Source organism: Pigmentiphaga litoralis, from assembly GCF_013408655.1.
Classification (GTDB): Bacteria; Pseudomonadota; Gammaproteobacteria; order Burkholderiales; family Burkholderiaceae_B; genus Pigmentiphaga; species Pigmentiphaga litoralis_A.
This window is the reverse complement of sequence record NZ_JACCBP010000001.1, coordinates 1356059-1372756: the sequence shown is the minus strand read 5'-3', so window position 1 is coordinate 1372756 and position 16698 is coordinate 1356059. Positions and strand designations below refer to the sequence as shown.

Below are 16698 nucleotides of genomic sequence, written 5' to 3'. Positions count from 1 at the left end.
TTACCCGTTTGAAACAGGAAAACCAGGATGCACAAGACCGTTCCCCCCTTCCGCGCCGACACCGTTGGCAGCCTGCTGCGGCCCGCCGCGCTGAAAGCTGCCCGCGCCAGCCGCCTTGCCGGCGAGCTGTCGGCCGATGGCCTGCGTGAGATCGAAGACCGCGAAATCCAGAAGGTCATCGCCAGGCAGGAAGAGATCGGTCTGGAAGCCGTCACCGACGGTGAATTCCGCCGCTCGTGGTGGCACTTCGACTTCCTGGAAGGCCTGGATGGCGTGGAAGGCTACGAGTCGATCCAGGGCATCCAGTTCAACGGCGTGCAGACCAAGGCGCGCAGCGTCAAGGTCACGGGCAAGCTGGGCTTTACCTCGCACCCGATGATTGAGCACTTCAAGTTCCTGAAAGCGAACGCGAAGGCCATGCCGAAGATGACGATTCCCAGCCCGAGCCTGCTGCATTTCCGCGGGGGCCGCAACGCCATCGACAAGAAGATCTACCCGGACATGGAAGCCTTCTTCGACGACCTGGCCGACGCCTACCGCAAGGTGGTGCACGCCTTCGCCGACGCGGGCTGCCGCTATCTGCAACTGGACGACACGGTGTGGGCTTACCTGTGCTCGGAAGAACAGAAGAACCTGGTGCGCCAGCGCGGTGAAGACCCCGATACCTTCGCGCGCATCTACGCCAAGATGATCAACCACGCGATCGCCGACCGGCCGAGCGACATGACGATTTCCATGCATATCTGCCGGGGCAATTTCCGTTCGACGTGGATTTCGGAAGGCGGCTACGAGCCCGTGGCCGAGACGCTGTTTGGCGAGCTGAATATCGACGGCTACTTCCTGGAATACGACAGCGCGCGCGCCGGCGGGTTCGAGCCGCTGCGTTTCGTGAAGCCGGGCACGCAGAACGTGGTGCTGGGCCTGGTGACGACCAAGACGGGCGAGCTGGAAAACGCCGACAACGTCAAGGCGCGCATCGACGAAGCCGCCAAGTACGTGTCGCTGGACCAGCTGTGCCTAAGCCCGCAATGCGGCTTTGCGTCGACGGAAGAAGGCAACGACCTGGCGGAAAGCGAGCAGTGGGCAAAGCTGCAACTGACGGTGGATATTGCGCGGGACGTCTGGAAATAAGCCCCCCCTTGGCGCTTCGCGCCTCCCCCAGGGGCGGCACCTGTGGACCGGCGGAGCCGGATCCACGGTGCCCTGATTTGAAGGCTCTGGGTGCGGGCGCTTTTTTTTGCGCTGCCGGGTTGACCGGAGTTGCGCGCCATGAAAACGCGGACGGTGGTCCGCGTTTTTTTTTGTCTAGTGCATGGCGCGGTTGGCGCGGGTGAGGTCCAGGGGGAGGGTGGCGGGTGGGGGTGGGTCGTCGGCGTTGCGGACGATTTCGTTGCCTTGTTGGGCGGATGGCTGCAGCGTGCCGGGCGATGAGGTGCCGGGGGTGCTGGTGGCCAGGGATTTGACGGCTTCGCAGGGGTCGGGGCGGGCGATGGGCATCATGCCTTCGGCCTGGTCGTAGGCGCCGGTGGTGGCGCGGCCTTCGATGAAGCCGATGGACAGGGACGGGGCGCCCAGCCATTGCGGGACGCCGATGTCTTTGCGGACGTGGCCGTTGCCGGCAAGGAGCACCACGGGGCCGGCCGCGGTGCGCATGACGTCGGCCATGACGGCGTCGCGGGCAATCTGAGCGGTGGCCATGGGGCCGTGCATGGCGGCGGGCAGGACGCCGCAGTGGCCGTCGGCCACGGCCTGTTCCTGGGCCGCCATCAGTTCGGCGTGCGGCGGCACGGCCAGGCCCATGTCGCGCAGCTGGGCGCCTGAAAAGACGGCCGACAGGCCGCCGCGCACGACTTTCGATGCGTCGGCGCGGGACAGGTTGGCCGCCAGCAGCCGCAGCTTGTATTTCAGGGCCAGGTCGATGATCGGCTCGTAGTAGGTCCATTCCCACGCGCTTTTGCCGGGGACCGCGGCGGCGATCACGCAGGGCGCGTCGGTGCAGGTGGCCATGGCCAGGTCCAGCAGCGGCTGGAAGCGGGTGTCGAATTGCTCCATAGCGATGGCGGGACGCCAGCCGGCTTCGACCGCGCGCGTGAGCGCCTGCGTGCGCCACGCGTGGCCGAATGGGTTGTCGTGCACTTCGCCCATCAGCACGAAACGCTGCGTCATCATGGCGGCCGGCAGGGCGGCGCGGGTTTCGGCCGACAGGGGCACGATGGTGTCCATGTCACGCGGCGGCGCCGACGCGCAGGCGCTCAGGACCACTGCGAGCAGAGCGGTCAACGCAGCACGGCGGGCAGGACGGCCCGCGCATTGGTCAAGAAGGGAGGGCAGGGCAGGCAAAGGCATGGACAGACACCGCAAGGCGTGATGGGCAAGCAGACAGACCGTCAGGGCGCGCGCAAGCACCCACGCACGGGTCGAGCGCAAGCTTACCAAGTTACGAGCGGCGCTATATCGTGCGTCGGCGTTAGGGAAAGGTGAGTATTGGCAGGCACGGCAGGCCGGACAGGCAAGACAGGCCGGACCGGCCGCAAGGCGCGGCACGAAACCGCCATCGGGGAAACCCGCGAGGCGGGAGCGCCTGCCTGACAGCGCGTCTGGCCGAACAGGCCTATAATTATGGGTTCGCCAGACCCAAATTGTGAGAATTGCTATGCCGCAATACCGTTCACGCACATCGACCCACGGACGCAATATGGCCGGGGCTCGCGCACTATGGCGCGCGACCGGTATGAAGGACGGCGATTTTGGCAAGCCGATCGTGGCTGTCGTCAACTCGTTCACGCAGTTCGTGCCGGGTCACGTGCACCTGAAAGACCTCGGCCAGATGGTCGCCCGCGAAATCGAATCCGCAGGCGGCGTCGCCAAGGAATTCAATACGATCGCCGTGGATGACGGTATCGCCATGGGCCACGGCGGCATGCTGTATTCGCTGCCGTCGCGCGAACTGATCGCCGACTCGGTCGAATACATGGTGAATGCCCACTGCGCCGACGCCATGGTCTGCATCTCGAACTGCGACAAGATCACCCCCGGCATGCTGATGGCCGCGATGCGCCTGAACATCCCGGTCGTGTTCGTGTCGGGCGGTCCGATGGAAGCGGGCAAGGTGATCGAGGCCTACCATCCGTCGGCCGATACCACCATCAAGGGCCAGAAGATCATCAAGGTCGACCTGATCGACGCCATGATCAAGGCCGGCGACAGCTCGGTGTCCGACGAAGACGTCGAAAACTACGAACGCTCTGCCTGTCCCACGTGCGGATCGTGTTCGGGCATGTTCACTGCCAATTCCATGAACTGCCTGACCGAAGCGCTGGGCCTGGCCCTGCCGGGCAACGGTTCGTTGCTGGCCACGCACGCCGACCGCAAGCAGTTGTTCCTGCGCGCCGGCCGCCTGGTGGTCGATCTGTGCAAGCGCTACTACGAGCAAGACGACGAAACCGTCCTGCCGCGCAACATTGCGTCCAAGGCGGCGTTTGCCAACGCGATGGCGCTGGACGTGTCGATGGGCGGGTCCACCAACACCGTGCTGCATCTGCTGGCCGCGGCGCAGGAAGCCGGCGTCGACTTCACCATGAGCGACATCGACCGCATCTCGCGCAAGGTGCCGTGCCTGTGCAAGGTGGCGCCCGCGACCCAGGAATACCACATGGAAGACGTGCACCGCGCCGGCGGCATCATGTCCATCCTCGGTGAACTGTCGCGCGCCGATCTGCTGGACCTGACGACCTACACCGTCCATTCCAAGACATTGGGCGACGCGATCAAGAACTACGACGTCACGATCACGAAAGACGAGGCCGTGCATTCCATGTACAGCGCCGCGCCGGGCGGCGTGCCGACCCAGGTCGCGTTCAGCCAGGACAAGCGTTTTGCGAGCCTGGACGTGGACCGCTCGGGCGGCTGCATCCGCGACAAGGCGCACGCCTTTTCGCAAGACGGCGGCCTGGCTGTGCTGTACGGCAACCTGGCGCTGAACGGTTGCATCGTGAAGACCGCAGGCGTTGACGAAAGCATCCTGAAGTTCAGTGGCCGCGCCCGCGTGTTCCACAGCCAGGACGATGCCGTGGAAGCCATTCTGGGTGACCAGATCGTGGCCGGCGACGTGATCATCATCACCTACGAAGGTCCGAAGGGCGGCCCGGGCATGCAGGAAATGCTGTATCCCACGTCGTACATCAAGTCCAAGGGCCTGGGCAAGTCGTGCGCGCTGTTCACCGATGGCCGCTTTTCGGGCGGATCCTCGGGTCTCGTGATCGGGCATGCGTCGCCGGAAGCGGCCGAAGGCGGCAACATCGGCCTGGTGCAGGAAGGCGACATGATCGACATCGACATCCCGAACCGCACGATCCAGTTGCGCGTCAGCGATGCCGACCTGGCCCACCGCCGCGAAGCGATGGTGGCCCTGGGTGCCGATGCGTGGAAGCCGATAGGCCGCGAACGCGTCGTGTCGCAGGCCCTGCAGGCCTACGGCATGATGGCGACGTCCGCCGACCGTGGCGCCGTGCGCGACATCTCGCAACTGACGCGCAAAGCGTAAACCGCGACGCATCGGCGCTGCGCCGATGCAAAAAAATGGCCGCCCCGGCTTGATCAGCGGGGCGGCCATTTTTCATGGTCGGGGCGTCTAGGTGCGGGCTTTGGCGGGCCGGGCCGACCGGGCCTTTCGAGGTGACGGGGGCGTTGCGGCTGAAGCGGCCTTTTTCGCGCCCCGCCGGCCGGTGGCATTTTGCTGGGAGGCGGTCTTTTGCGCCTTCGTCAGCCCGCGGATCATTTGCACCGCGATACGGCGATGCTGTTTGTCCAGCCCGCTATAGGCACGGCGCAGGCTCTGCATTTCTTCGTCGTAACGATTGACCTCGCTGTCGCGCAGCTGGTTTTCGGCTTCGGTAGACGGCGCTTCGATCAACAGGAACAGGTCGGACACGCGCACCTGCAGGGCCCTGGCCACCTCGATCAGGCGGTCCACCGTGACCGCTTGCTGGCCACGCTCCATGCGCGACAGATTGCCGGCGTCAAAGCCAGCTTCCATCGCGACGGCTTCGAGAGTCAACCCGAGGCGCTCGCGGGTCGAACGAATCGCGTACCCGATATGCATGCCCGCATTGTCAAAGTCGCTTGCTCACCACGCAAAGCGCGTCACGCAATGTAATGCTTCATAATTTGCGCCGGATGCAAATCGGGCGCGGTGCATGCCAGAGGAACTGGCGATACGCATGACGCGGCCGCAGCTTGTGGGAGTTGCGCATGATGCAAATACGTACGACGGACACACCGGTGCTGGTGCTGACCGGACTGTCGCAGCGGGGATTGACGGAGTGGGTGTTCGTGCCCAAGGACTGGGACGTGGAGGCGGTGTTGCGGCAGTTCCGGTTTTCCGGGACGGCCCGGTCACGGACGCGCCAGTGCCTGGCGACGCCGTCGAGCGTGAAGGCGCTGATCGTTCAGTATGGCGAGGCAAGCATGGTGCCCGCCGCGCTGAACGCGACCCTGACCGAATTGCTGGACAAGGCGTTGATCGCCGTGGACCTGAAGATCATTGCGCCTGGACCCGCGGATGAAGCGGAGCGGGCTGCCGCAGGGGAGGAGCGCTGACCCGGTGGCAGCTTGACGGGCAGGAATGGCCGGACCGCTGCGGGCCCGCCCATCCCCGGCGCCGTCAGTTGGCCTCGGCCACCATGCCGCTGTGGCGCAGCAGGGCGTCGATGCTCGGCTCGCGGCCGCGGAATGCGCGGAACGAGTCGATGGCCGGGCGGCTGCCGCCGACCGCCAGGATCTCTTTCCGGAATCGTTCGCCCACCGCTGGCAGCAGCGTGTCGCCGCCAGCGCTTTCGATGGCCTTGGCCGCTTCTTCGAAGGCGGCATAGGCATCGGCGGACAACACCTCGGCCCACTTGTAGCTGTAGTACCCGGCGCCGTAGCCGCCCGCAAAGATGTGCGAGAAGGAATGCGACGAGCGGTGCCACGCCGGCGGGAAGAGCACGGCCACCTCATCCCGGACGGTCTGCTGCGCAGCCAGGACCTGCTCGATGCTGAGCCCGGTGGCCTGGTGATGCAGCGTCATGTCGAACAACGAGAATTCCAGCTGGCGCACCGTCTGCAGGCCGACCTGGAAGTTGCGGGCGGCCAGCATGCGGTCGAACAGTGCGCGGGGCAGCGGCTCGCCGGTGTCCACGTGCGCGCTCATGCGGGACACGACAGGCCATTCCCAGCAGAAGTTTTCCATGAACTGCGACGGCAATTCGATGGCATCCCATTCCACGCTCGAGAAGGGGGAGGCGCCAAGTTCGTCCACTTCGGACAGCACCAGATGCAGGGCATGACCCATTTCGTGGAACAGGGTGATGACGTCGTCGTGCGTGAGCAATGACGGACGGTTTTCCCCAGGTGCAGCAAAGTTGCAGGTCAGGAAGCCAACTGGCGTCTGCACCCGTTCGTTGCGCAGGCGGCGATTGCGGTCCAGATCGACCCACGCGCCACCTTGCTTGCCCGAGCGGGCATACAGGTCGAAGTACAGGTGGCCCACCAGCTTGCCGTCGCGCGAAATGCGCACGGGGCGTACCGTGGGATGCCACTTGGGTGCGTCCACGGTTTCGAGCTTGACCGAGAACAGCTTTTCCACCACTTCAAACAGGCCGGCGATCACGCGCGGCTCGGTAAAGTACTTCTTTACCTCTTGTTCGGAATAGTCGTAGCGGTCGGTCCGCAGCTTTTCGGACACGTAGGCCATGTCCCAGGGCTCCAGATCGTCCATGCCGAGCTTGGCCTTGGCGAATTCACGCAGTTCAGCCACGTCTTTGCGGGCGAACGGCTTGGCGCGGGCAGCCAGGTCGCGCAGGAAGGTGAACACGGCGTCGGGGTTGCCCGCCATGCGCGATTCCAGCTGCTTGTCGGCAAAGCTCTTGTAGCCCAGCAGGCCCGATTCTTCGGCGCGCAGTGCCAGCAATTCGGAAATCAGGGGCGAGTTGTCGAACGCCGGATCGCCGAGTTCGGACGCGCGGGTGCCGTAGGCGCGGTACAGCGCTTCGCGCAGGCTGCGGTCGTCGGCGTACTGCATGACAGGCATGTAGCTCGGGATCTGCAGGGTCAGCTTCCAGCCGGTTTTTTCGTCGGCCTTGGCCGCCGCCGCGGCGGCGTCAAGCACGTCGGACGGAATGCCTTTCAGGCGCGCTTCGTCATCGACATACAGGGCGAACGCATCCGTCGCGTCCAGCACGTTCTCGGAAAACTTGTTGGTGATCTCGGCTTCGCGCGACGAGATCTCGGCGTAGCGGGCGCGTTCCTGCTCGGGCAGTTCCACGCCGCTCAGGCGGAAGTCGCGCAGCGCCAGTTCGATGATGCGGCGGCGTGCCGGCGACAGCGACGCGAAATCCGGCGCGTCGTGCACGCGGCGGTACTGGCGGTACAGGCCTTCGTGCAGGCCCACCCAGGTCCAGAAGTCGGTCACGGACGGCAGCGAAGCGTTGTAGGCTTCGCGCAGTTCGGGCGTGTTGACCACCGAGTTGAGGTGGCCCGCGGCCGACCACGCGCGCGACAGCCGCTCGGCGGCATCGTCCAAGGGCTCGATCACGGCGTCCCAGGTGGGCGGCAACGCGGGGTCGGCAGCACGGTCGACGGCCTGGCGGGCCTGGTCGATCAGCTCGGTGATCGCCGGGCCGATGTGCTCGGGCTTGATGGCGTCGAACGCCTGCAGGTCTTGCGTGGCAAGAAGCGGATTGTCAGTGGCGGTCATAAACGTTTCCCGGCGTGGAGCGTGAACGGTGCGACCCGCGCGCGGCAAGGCCGCGGCAGGAACGGAAATCAGGACGGACGGCCTACCTGGCGGCGAGACCGGCGCTGCCGGCGCTGCGTTCGGCAGCTTCCATGGTGTTGACCAGCAGCATCGCGATCGTCATGGGGCCGACGCCCCCCGGTACCGGGGTGATCGCGCCGGCCACTTCCACGGCGGACGCAAAATCCACATCGCCAGCCAGCTTGCCGTTATCGAGGCGGTTCATGCCCACGTCGATCACGACCGCGCCCGGCTTGATCATGTCGCCGGTAATCATGTTGGCGCGGCCCACGGCCACCACCAGCACGTCGGCACGGCGGGTATGCGCCGCCAGGTCGACCGTCTTTGAATTGCAGATGGTGACGGTTGCCCCGGCTTGCAAGAGCAACATGGCCTGCGGCTTGCCGACAATATTGCTGGCGCCGACCACGACCGCTTCGGCGCCGCGCAGCGCCACGCCCTGGTTTTCCAGCATTTTCATGACACCGTAGGGCGTGCAGGGGCGGAACAGCGGCTGGCCGGTCATGAGCAGGCCGGCGTTCGAGATGTGGAAACCGTCCACGTCCTTCTCGGCGGCGATGGCTTCGATGACCTTGTGGCTGTCGATGTGCTTGGGCAGGGGCAGCTGCACCAGGATGCCGTGCACGTCGGGGTCGGTGTTCAGCGCGTCGATGCGCGCGAGCAGGTCCGCTTCGCCCAGGGTGGCGGGGTGGTGTTCCAGAATGGAGCGCAGGCCCGATTCTTCGCACGCCTTGACCTTGTTGCGCACGTAGACCTGCGACGCCGGATTTTCACCGACCAGGATCACGGCCAGGCACGGCTGCGTGCCCTGGGCGGTAAGGGCCGCGGCGCGGACGGCGACTTCCTGGCGGACGGATTTGGCAAGTTCAGTGCCGTTGATGATGCGAGCGGTCATGGGGGCTCCGGAGCGGATAGAAGCACGCGTGGCGTGGCGATGCGGGATTTTACCTGAGGGGTGCCCGGCACAAAAAGCATCGCCCCGCCGCGTGTCCAGGGACATGCTGCGGGGCGATGGACGCCGGAGACCGGCGCGGGCGGGCCGAAGCCGGCTTACGCGGAAGGGCGGTGGTGCAAGGCCACTTTCATGAGGTCGGCCACGGTGGTGACCTGCAGCTTTTCCATGATGTTGGCGCGATGCGCTTCGACCGTCTTGATGCTGATGCCAAGGTCGTCGGCGATCTGCTTGTTCAGGCGGCCGGCCACGATGCGTTCCAGCACCTGCTGCTCGCGAACGGTCAGGCGCGACAGCAGCGCTTCATGTCCGCGGCGCGTGGCTTCGTCCGCCGCCTTGGCGTGGGCCTGCTCCAGCATCGCGGCGATGCTCTGGCGCAGGTCGGCCTCGTTGAACGGCTTTTCAAGAAAGTCGACCGCGCCTTTCTTCATGGTCGCCACGGCCATCGGCACGTCGCCGTGGCCGGTGATGAACACGATCGGCAGGGTGGAATGGCGCGAGATCAACTGCTCCTGCAGTTCGAGCCCGGTCATGCCCGGCATGCGCACGTCGGCGATCAGCACGCCGACGGTAGCCGGATCGTAGTCGGCAAGAAAGCGCTCGGCGCTGTCGTACGCGCGGACCCGGTACCCGTTCGCCTCCAACAGCCAGCGTAGTGAATCACGCACTGCCTCGTCGTCATCGACGATGAAGACCGTGCTGGACTGGGGACTAATGCTCATTCGGTAAGCTCCTTGGGTGCGGATTCCTGTTCTTGGGCCGGTCCGGTGGCGACAAGCGGACGGACCCAGGGAAGCGTAAACCTGAAAATCGTGCCTCCGTCGGGATTGGGTTCAGCCCAGAGCCGTCCGTGATGGAACTCGATGATCGTCCGGCAGATGTTCAGGCCCATGCCCATGCCTTCCGGCTTGGTGCTGTAGAAGGGCTCAAACAGCCGTTCGGGATCGCCGAGGCCATGTCCGGTATCGGTCACTGCCACTTCAACCATATCTTCGCGCAGGTTCGCTTCCACCAGCAGTTCCCGCCCCGCCGTTTCCTGCATGGCTTCAAGGCCATTCTTGAGCAGGTTCAACAGCACCTGTTCGATCAGGATCGGGTCGGCAAGAACGTCTGGCAACTGTTCTGGTATTTTTTTGACGATATCAATCCGTTTCGGGCGGGAGTCGATCCCGGCAAAACCGACCGCATTATCCACGATCGTGAGCAGGTTGACGCGCTTGCGCTTCGGTTCGCTGCGTTTCACGAATTCGCGGATGCGCCGGATGATCATCCCGGCGCGTTCGGCCTGCGCCGTGGTCTTCTCCAGCGCCGGAAGCAGCTTGGTGGAGTCGGTCACCCCGGCACGCACCAGCGCCACGACGCCCATACTATAGTTGGCAATCGCCGTGAGCGGCTGATTCAGTTCGTGCGCCAATGACGACGCCATTTCGCCCATGGTGATCAGGCGGCTGGTGAGCTGGATCTTTTCCTGCTGGGCGCGCGACGCTTCTTCAGACGCGCGCCGTTCGGTAATGTCGCGGGCCACCTGCATGCGCACGCGGCGGCCATCCGACCACTGCAGCATGCGATGGCGCACTTCAAACCAGCGCTGGGTCGACGACGAATAGACCTCGATCGCCTCGTCGGTAAAACGGCCGCGGCGGCCTGCCGACAGCTCGTCATGGCCGGTCGCCTGCGAGCCCAGCACGCGGCGATACGTCTTGTTGGCGAACAGCAATTCCGAGCCCTTGGCCGATTCCGCCGTGACCGAGATCGCGTCGTCCAGGCCTTCCAGCACCGTCATGAAGCGTTCATGCGCGGCGGCCAGGGCCTCGCGAATGCGCTTGGGCTCGGTGATGTCGGTCATGGACGTCATCCAGCCGGTCTGCACGCCGCGCTGGTCCAGCAGCGGCGACACGTACATGCGGGTCCAGTAGATGGAGCCGTCCCGGCGCTGCGCTTCCATCTCGAAACCGCTGCTGGGCGCATTGCCGCTCAGAAGCATGTCGATGGCGCGCTGCTGCGCTTCGTGGTCGCCCTGGGGCCAGTAGGGGTAGGGCGGCGCACGGCCGATCAGGTCGGATTCGTTCCAGCCCATCATGCGGCAGAAGGCCGGGTTCACGTAGGTGATCCGTCCTTCCATGTCGATCACGCGCATGCCGGTCAGGATGGCGTTTTCCATCGCCCGCCGGAAACCTGTTTCGGCGATCAGGGCTTCTTCGGCCTGGGACCGGAAACGGGTATGGCGCCACAGGGCCAGCAGGCTCCAGATGATCACTGCCGACAGCGATACGACCACCCATACCAGCATGGTCTGCGACGTTTCGGTCGTGGTGCGGTAAGCGTGCGCGCGCAGCACCATCCCGTTGCCGGGCGGATCGAGGGGGACTTCGTAGGCGTTGACGGCCGCCTTGTCGGCGCGCGACGACGAGGACACCAGCGTGCGGTCCTCGCCATCCAATATCGACACTTTGTATTTGCGGCCCGTTTCCTGGGGAATCAACTGCTGCAGCATGCTGTCCACCGAATAGACAGCTGCCAGATTGCCCAGGAAGCGTTCGTTCTGGAAAACCGGAAGATAGAGGTCGACGTAGACCTCGTTGTATTGGCCCTGGTAGGGCCGCGAATAGGTGGGACGATGTTCGTTGCGCGCGATTTCGAAGGCCATGACGGCGCCCGGGTCCGATACGCCCGGGGTGCTCATGCGGAAGGACTGGCTGGCGCGCCGTTCGGGCGTGGAAATCCATTGCGCGCGGCGGTCGGCATCCAGCCAGGCCACGTGGATGATTTCGGGGTGTTCGGTCAGCAGTTCGCGGGCGTCGTCAAGAAACCGCCCTTCATTCATATTGGTGCGAACGAGGTCGCGGCCCAGGGCGCCGATGCGGTCCCGGGCGGCGAGCATGCGCAGCCGCATGGACTGTTGTGCCCAATCGACGTCACGCACCAGCGTGCCGTAACGTTGAGCGTCGTCGCGGGCATCGAGCCACCACAGGATCGAGCCCATGACGCAAACGAACAGGCCAAGCGCGATGGCAGGCGTGAGCCAATACCAGCTGCGGCGGCGCAGGCGAACATGCTCACGAAACGGAGCAGGAATATTGGGAGGCGTAGTGCTGGACATCCGCGTAGTTTACGCAGCCGCAGCGGGCTTGTTGGGCGATTCCGCCTATGTTTGGCACAAGGCCTTCACATTTTTTACGTGGGACATTTCACATTATGATATGACGCACCGCAGCATGAAATTTAGGTTGCCACGAGGTAAGGCCGCCTTCTAGAATCGCGGCCAAGTTGCTCCTTTTCGTGCGAAATACAGCTTGCGCGGACCAGGCATCGAGGGGCAAAAAGCCCGGCGGATTTACCCATTTGCCGGACGACCATAGACTCAGGAGACAGATATGTCCGCTCTTCCTCAGATCGGGGCCGGCGAAGGCGCCGCCAACGACGAAGATACGCTTGAAACCCAGGAATGGCTCGATGCACTCGAGGCGGTACTGGACCGCGAAGGGCCGGACCGTGCCCACTATCTGCTCGAACGTCTGATCGATCACGCTCGCCGCTCGGGCGCCTACATCCCGTTCTCTCCGAACACGGCGTATGTCAATACGATCCCGCCGCATATGGAGCCGCGCCATCCGGGCAAGCTGGACCTTGAAGAGCGCATCCGCTCGTACGTGCGCTGGAACGCCATGGCCATGGTCGTTCGCGCCAACCGCCTGCACCCGGCCGACGGCGGTGACCTGGGTGGTCACATCGCGTCGTTCGCGTCGCTCGCCACCATCATCGGCACGGGCCAGAACCATTTCTGGAACGCCGAGCATGAAGGCCACGGTGGCGACCTGGTGTACTTCCAGGGTCACTCGTCGCCCGGCATCTACGGCCGCGCCTTTCTTGAAGGCCGCCTGACCGAAGACCAACTGAACAATTTCCGCCAGGAAGTGGACGGCAAGGGTCTGTCGTCGTACCCGCATCCGAAGCTGATGCCCGAGTTCTGGCAGTTCCCGACCGTCTCGATGGGCCTTGGCCCCCTGATGGCGATCTACCAGGCCCGCTTCCTGAAGTACCTGCACGCCCGCGGCATTGCCGACACCAGCAACCGCAAGGTCTGGGTATTCTGCGGCGACGGCGAAATGGACGAACCCGAATCGCTGGGCGCCATCAGCCTGGCTTCGCGCGAAAACCTCGACAACCTGGTCTTCGTGATCAACTGCAACCTGCAGCGCCTGGACGGTCCGGTGCGCGGCAACGGCAAGATCATCCAGGAACTGGAAGGCGAATTCCGCGGCTCGGGCTGGAACGTCATCAAGCTGATCTGGGGCGGTTACTGGGATCCGCTGCTTGCGCGCGACAAGGAAGGCATCCTGCGCAAGGTCATGGAAGAAACCGTCGACGGCGAGTACCAGGCGTACAAGGCCAACGACGGCGCATTCGTGCGCGAAAAGTTCTTTGGCAAGCACCCGGCGCTGCTGGAAATGGTCAGCCGCATGAGCGACGAAGACGTCTGGCGCCTGAACCGTGGCGGCCATGACCCCCACAAGGTGTATGCCGCGTTCGACGCCGCCTCCAAGAGCGTGGGCCGTCCGTCGGTCATCCTGGCCAAGACCATCAAGGGCTATGGCATGGGCACCGCCGGCGAGTCGCGCAACCCGGCTCACCAGCAAAAGAAGCTGGACGCGGACATCATCCGTGCCTACCGCGACCGTTTCAACATCCCGATCGCCGACGACAAGCTGGAAGACGTTCCTTTCTACCAGCCGCCGGAAGATTCGCCAGAAATGCAGTACCTGCACGAGCGCCGCAAGGCCCTGGGCGGGTACCTGCCGAAACGCCGCCTGAACGCCGATGAGAAGCTGAACGTTCCTGCGCTCTCGACCTTCAAGGCCGTGCTCGATCCGACCGCCGAAGGCCGCGAGATCTCGACCACGCAAGCGTTCGTCCGGATCCTGACGCAGCTGCTGCGTGACAAGGAACTGGGTCCGCGCGTCGTGCCCATCGTGCCCGACGAGTCGCGCACCTTCGGCATGGAAGGCATGTTCCGCCAGATCGGCATCTACGCCCACGAAGGCCAGAAGTACATTCCGGTCGACAAGGCGCAGGTCATGTACTACCGCGAGTCGGAAGACGGCCAGATCCTGGAAGAAGGCATCAACGAAGCGGGCGCATTCAGCTCGTGGATCGCGGCTGCCACGTCGTACTCGACCAACAACCGCATCATGGTGCCGTTCTACATCTACTACTCGATGTTCGGCTTCCAGCGTATTGGCGACCTGGCCTGGGCCGCTGGCGACATGCAGGCTCGGGGCTTCCTGCTGGGCGGCACCGCCGGCCGCACGACGCTGAACGGCGAAGGCCTGCAGCACGAAGACGGTCACAGCCACCTGCTGGCCGCGACCATCCCGAACTGCGTAGCCTACGATCCGACGTTTGCGCATGAACTTGCTGTGATCATTCAGCACGGCATGAAGCGCATGATCGAAGACCAGGAAAACGTTTATTACTACATCACGGTAATGAACGAGAACTATGCGCAGCCGGGTCTGAAGGAAGGCGACGAGCAAGGCATCATCCGCGGCATGTACCCGCTGATCAAGAGCGAAGCCAAGGCCGACCTGAAGGTGCAGCTGCTGGGTTCGGGCACCATCCTGCGCGAAGTCATCGCCGCCAAGGACCTGCTGGAAGCCGACTGGGGCATTGCCGCCGACGTCTGGAGCGTGACCAGCTTTACCGAACTGCGCCGCAACGGCCTGGACGCGGAACGCGAAAACCTGCTGCACCCGACCGCCAAGCCGGTGGTGCCGTATGTCACGCAACTGCTGGAAGGCACCACGGGCCCGATCATCGCGTCGACCGACTACATGAAGGCCTTTGGCGACCAGATCCGTCAATTCGTGCCGCGTGGCCGCGAGTATCGCGTCCTGGGCACCGACGGTTTCGGCCGGTCGGACTTCCGCACGAAGCTGCGCGAGCACTTCGAAGTGGACCGTCATTTCGTCACGCTGTCGGCCCTGAAGGCGCTGGCGGACGAAGGCAAGATCCCGATGGCCAAGGTGGCCGAAGCGATCGCCAAGTACGGCATCAACCCCGAGAAAGCCAACCCCCACTACGCATGATGACGGCCGGGAGGGGCGGCGCGACCGGATCGCGCCGCCCACTTCCTGGCCGGCCCCAGCCCCGCGCACGTGTCGGCGGGGCTGTTGTACGGCCGGGGTCCGGCTTTCCTGGAGATAAGGTATGAGCAATGTGAACGAGCTGAAAGTCCCGGACATCGGTGACTTTGGCGAAGTGGAAGTCATCGAGATCCTGGTGGCGGTGGGCGACACGATCACCGCCGAGCAAAGCCTCGTGACGGTGGAATCCGACAAGTCGTCGATGGAAATCCCGGCCGAAGCCGCGGGTGTCATCAAGGCCATCAAGGTCAAGATCGGCGACAAGGTAAGCCAGGGCACGGTGCTGGTCGAAGTCGAAGCGGCGGGCGATGCGCCTGCGGCCAAGCCGGCGCCCGAACCTGCCAAGGCGGCGACGTCGGCCGGTGCGAAGCCGGAAGCCAAGGCGGAGTCCAAGCCTGCCGCCAAGCCCGAGAGCAAGGCCGACGACGCGCCTGCGGCCGATGCTGCGCCAGCGGGCGGAGCCGAAGAAATCGTGACCGTGCCGGATATTGGCGATTTCGATTCCGTCGAAGTCATCGAAGTGCTGGTTGCGGTGGGTGACAAGGTCAGCGCCGAGCAGAGCCTGGTGACGGTCGAATCCGACAAGTCGTCCATGGAAATCCCGACGGCGATCGCCGGGGAAGTCACCGAAGTGCTGGTCAAGATCGGCGACAAGGTGTCCAAGGGCAGCAACCTGGTCAAGCTGAAGTCGGGTGGCGCGTCCAAGGCTGCCGCGGCGCCCGCCGCCAAGCCTGCTGCCAGCGCACCTGCGCCTGCGGCCAAGGCGGATGCCCCGTCGGCCGCGTCGCAGCAGGCTGGCGCCCAGCCAAGCGAATCGCAAGCCGCCACGCCATCGCGTCCGGCGCCGGCTGCGGCCGTGGATACCCCGGTTGCCGGCGGTCCCAAGGCCCATGCATCGCCATCGGTGCGCAAGTTCGCCCGTGAGCTGGGCGTGGACCTGACCAAGGTGCCTGCGACCGGCCCCAAGAACCGTGTCACGCCCGACGACGTGCGCAATTACGTCAAGCAAGTCATGGCGCAGGGCGCAGTGGCGCCAGCGGCTGCGGCGGCTGCACCGGCCGGTGCCGGCGGTGGTCTGCAGGTGCTGGCATGGCCCAAGGTGGATTTCGCCAAGTTCGGCGAAGTCGAAGCCAAGCCGCTGTCGCGCATCAAGAAGATTTCGGGTGCGAACCTGCACCGCAACTGGGTCATGATCCCGCACGTCACGAACAACGACGAAGCGGATATCGGCGGCCTGGAAGCGTTCCGCGTATCGCTGAACAAGGAAAACGAGAAGTCGGGCGTCAAGGTCACGATGCTGGCCTTCCTGATCAAGGCCGTCGTGGCTGCGCTCAAGAAATTCCCCGAGTTCAACGCGTCGCTGGACGGCGACAACCTGGTGCTCAAGAAGTATTTCCACATCGGTTTTGCCGCTGACACGCCGAACGGGCTGGTCGTGCCGGTGATCCGCGATGCGGACAAGAAGGGCATCATGCAGATCGCCGTGGAAACGGGCGAACTGGCCAAGAAGGCACGCGACGGCAAGCTGGGCCCCGCCGAAATGCAGGGCGGCTGCTTCTCGATCTCGTCGCTGGGCGGCATTGGCGGCACGCACTTTACGCCGATCATCAATGCGCCCGAAGTCGCGATCCTGGGCGTGAGCAAGTCGGCGATGAAGCCGGTGTGGGACGGCAAGCAATTCGTGCCGCAACTCACGCTGCCGCTGTCGCTGTCGTATGACCATCGTGTCATCGACGGCGCGTCCGCCGCGCGTTTCAACGCCTATCTGGGCGCCGTGCTGGCGGACTTCCGCCGCGTGATCCTGTAAG

Annotated in this window: 10 protein-coding genes and 1 pseudogene; 5 read left to right on the top strand and 6 right to left on the bottom strand. The window is 64.6% G+C overall.

Annotation, left to right across the window (positions count from 1 at the left end; translation table 11 throughout):
* Window positions 1-27 precede the first annotated feature (27 nt).
* Window positions 28-1131 carry a cobalamin-independent methionine synthase II family protein gene (locus tag HD883_RS06095; protein ID WP_179587308.1) on the top strand — a complete coding sequence of 368 codons (1104 nt, stop codon included), beginning with the start codon at window positions 28-30 and terminating at the stop codon, window positions 1129-1131.
* 174 nt (window positions 1132-1305) lie between these two features.
* On the opposite strand, the gene HD883_RS06090 is transcribed toward HD883_RS06095, so the two are convergent.
* A complete protein-coding gene (locus HD883_RS06090; RefSeq protein ID WP_179587310.1) occupies window positions 1306-2346 on the bottom strand; it encodes a ChaN family lipoprotein in 1041 nt (346 codons plus the stop codon).
* A 307-nt stretch (window positions 2347-2653) separates the two neighbouring features.
* Between HD883_RS06090 and ilvD the strand changes: the two genes are divergently transcribed.
* Complete coding sequence (ilvD, locus tag HD883_RS06085) at window positions 2654-4543, top strand: dihydroxy-acid dehydratase (protein WP_179587312.1); 1890 nt, start codon at window positions 2654-2656, stop codon at window positions 4541-4543.
* Between the two features lie 87 nt (window positions 4544-4630).
* Here ilvD and HD883_RS06080 read toward each other — a convergent pair whose 3' ends face one another.
* The gene (locus HD883_RS06080) at window positions 4631-5101 is read right to left on the bottom strand and encodes a helix-turn-helix domain-containing protein (RefSeq protein WP_179587314.1); all 471 of its coding nucleotides are present in this window, start codon (window positions 5099-5101) and stop codon (window positions 4631-4633) included.
* A gap of 149 nt (window positions 5102-5250) precedes the next feature.
* On the opposite strand from HD883_RS06080, the gene HD883_RS06075 reads away from it, so the two are divergent.
* A complete protein-coding gene (locus HD883_RS06075; RefSeq protein WP_179587316.1) occupies window positions 5251-5598 on the top strand; it encodes a hypothetical protein in 348 nt (115 codons plus the stop codon).
* A gap of 64 nt (window positions 5599-5662) precedes the next feature.
* On the opposite strand, the gene HD883_RS06070 is transcribed toward HD883_RS06075, so the two are convergent.
* The 4 genes and pseudogenes from HD883_RS06070 to HD883_RS06055 all read right to left on the bottom strand — a co-directional run.
* Window positions 5663-7735 carry a M3 family metallopeptidase gene (locus HD883_RS06070; RefSeq protein WP_179587318.1) on the bottom strand — a complete coding sequence of 691 codons (2073 nt, stop codon included), beginning with the start codon at window positions 7733-7735 and terminating at the stop codon, window positions 5663-5665.
* 82 nt (window positions 7736-7817) lie between these two features.
* On the bottom strand, window positions 7818-8690 hold the full coding sequence (gene folD, locus HD883_RS06065) for a bifunctional methylenetetrahydrofolate dehydrogenase/methenyltetrahydrofolate cyclohydrolase FolD (protein WP_179587320.1): 873 nt from the start codon (window positions 8688-8690) through the stop codon (window positions 7818-7820).
* A 155-nt stretch (window positions 8691-8845) separates the two neighbouring features.
* Window positions 8846-9469: a response regulator transcription factor gene (locus tag HD883_RS06060; RefSeq protein ID WP_179587322.1), complete on the bottom strand. Its 624-nt coding sequence runs from the start codon at window positions 9467-9469 to the stop codon at window positions 8846-8848.
* Window positions 9466-11052: pseudogene (locus HD883_RS06055) on the bottom strand (PAS domain-containing sensor histidine kinase); the annotation flags it as partial. The gene HD883_RS06060 and the pseudogene HD883_RS06055, both read right to left, overlap by 4 nt.
* A 1069-nt stretch (window positions 11053-12121) precedes the next feature.
* Between HD883_RS06055 and aceE the strand changes: the two are divergent.
* The gene (gene aceE, locus HD883_RS06050; RefSeq protein ID WP_179587324.1) at window positions 12122-14833 is read left to right on the top strand and encodes a pyruvate dehydrogenase (acetyl-transferring), homodimeric type; all 2712 of its coding nucleotides are present in this window, start codon (window positions 12122-12124) and stop codon (window positions 14831-14833) included.
* 121 nt (window positions 14834-14954) lie between these two features.
* The gene (gene aceF, locus HD883_RS06045; RefSeq protein ID WP_179587326.1) at window positions 14955-16697 is read left to right on the top strand and encodes a dihydrolipoyllysine-residue acetyltransferase; all 1743 of its coding nucleotides are present in this window, start codon (window positions 14955-14957) and stop codon (window positions 16695-16697) included.
* Window position 16698: the final 1 nt, after the last annotated feature.

Bases quoted from the DNA above. Each gene is read 5' to 3' on its own strand.
- HD883_RS06070 (WP_179587318.1), bottom strand. From the start codon at position 7,735: ATGACCGCCACTGACAATCCGCTTCTTGCCACGCAAGACCTGCAGGCG.
- aceE (WP_179587324.1), top strand. From the start codon at position 12,122: ATGTCCGCTCTTCCTCAGATCGGGGCCGGCGAAGGCGCCGCCAACGAC.
- HD883_RS06075 (WP_179587316.1), top strand. From the start codon at position 5,251: ATGATGCAAATACGTACGACGGACACACCGGTGCTGGTGCTGACCGGA.
- ilvD (WP_179587312.1), top strand. From the start codon at position 2,654: ATGCCGCAATACCGTTCACGCACATCGACCCACGGACGCAATATGGCC.
- HD883_RS06090 (WP_179587310.1), bottom strand. From the start codon at position 2,346: ATGCCTTTGCCTGCCCTGCCCTCCCTTCTTGACCAATGCGCGGGCCGT.
- HD883_RS06095 (WP_179587308.1), top strand. From the start codon at position 28: ATGCACAAGACCGTTCCCCCCTTCCGCGCCGACACCGTTGGCAGCCTG.
- aceF (WP_179587326.1), top strand. From the start codon at position 14,955: ATGAGCAATGTGAACGAGCTGAAAGTCCCGGACATCGGTGACTTTGGC.
- HD883_RS06080 (WP_179587314.1), bottom strand. From the start codon at position 5,101: ATGCATATCGGGTACGCGATTCGTTCGACCCGCGAGCGCCTCGGGTTG.
- HD883_RS06060 (WP_179587322.1), bottom strand. From the start codon at position 9,469: ATGAGCATTAGTCCCCAGTCCAGCACGGTCTTCATCGTCGATGACGAC.
- folD (WP_179587320.1), bottom strand. From the start codon at position 8,690: ATGACCGCTCGCATCATCAACGGCACTGAACTTGCCAAATCCGTCCGC.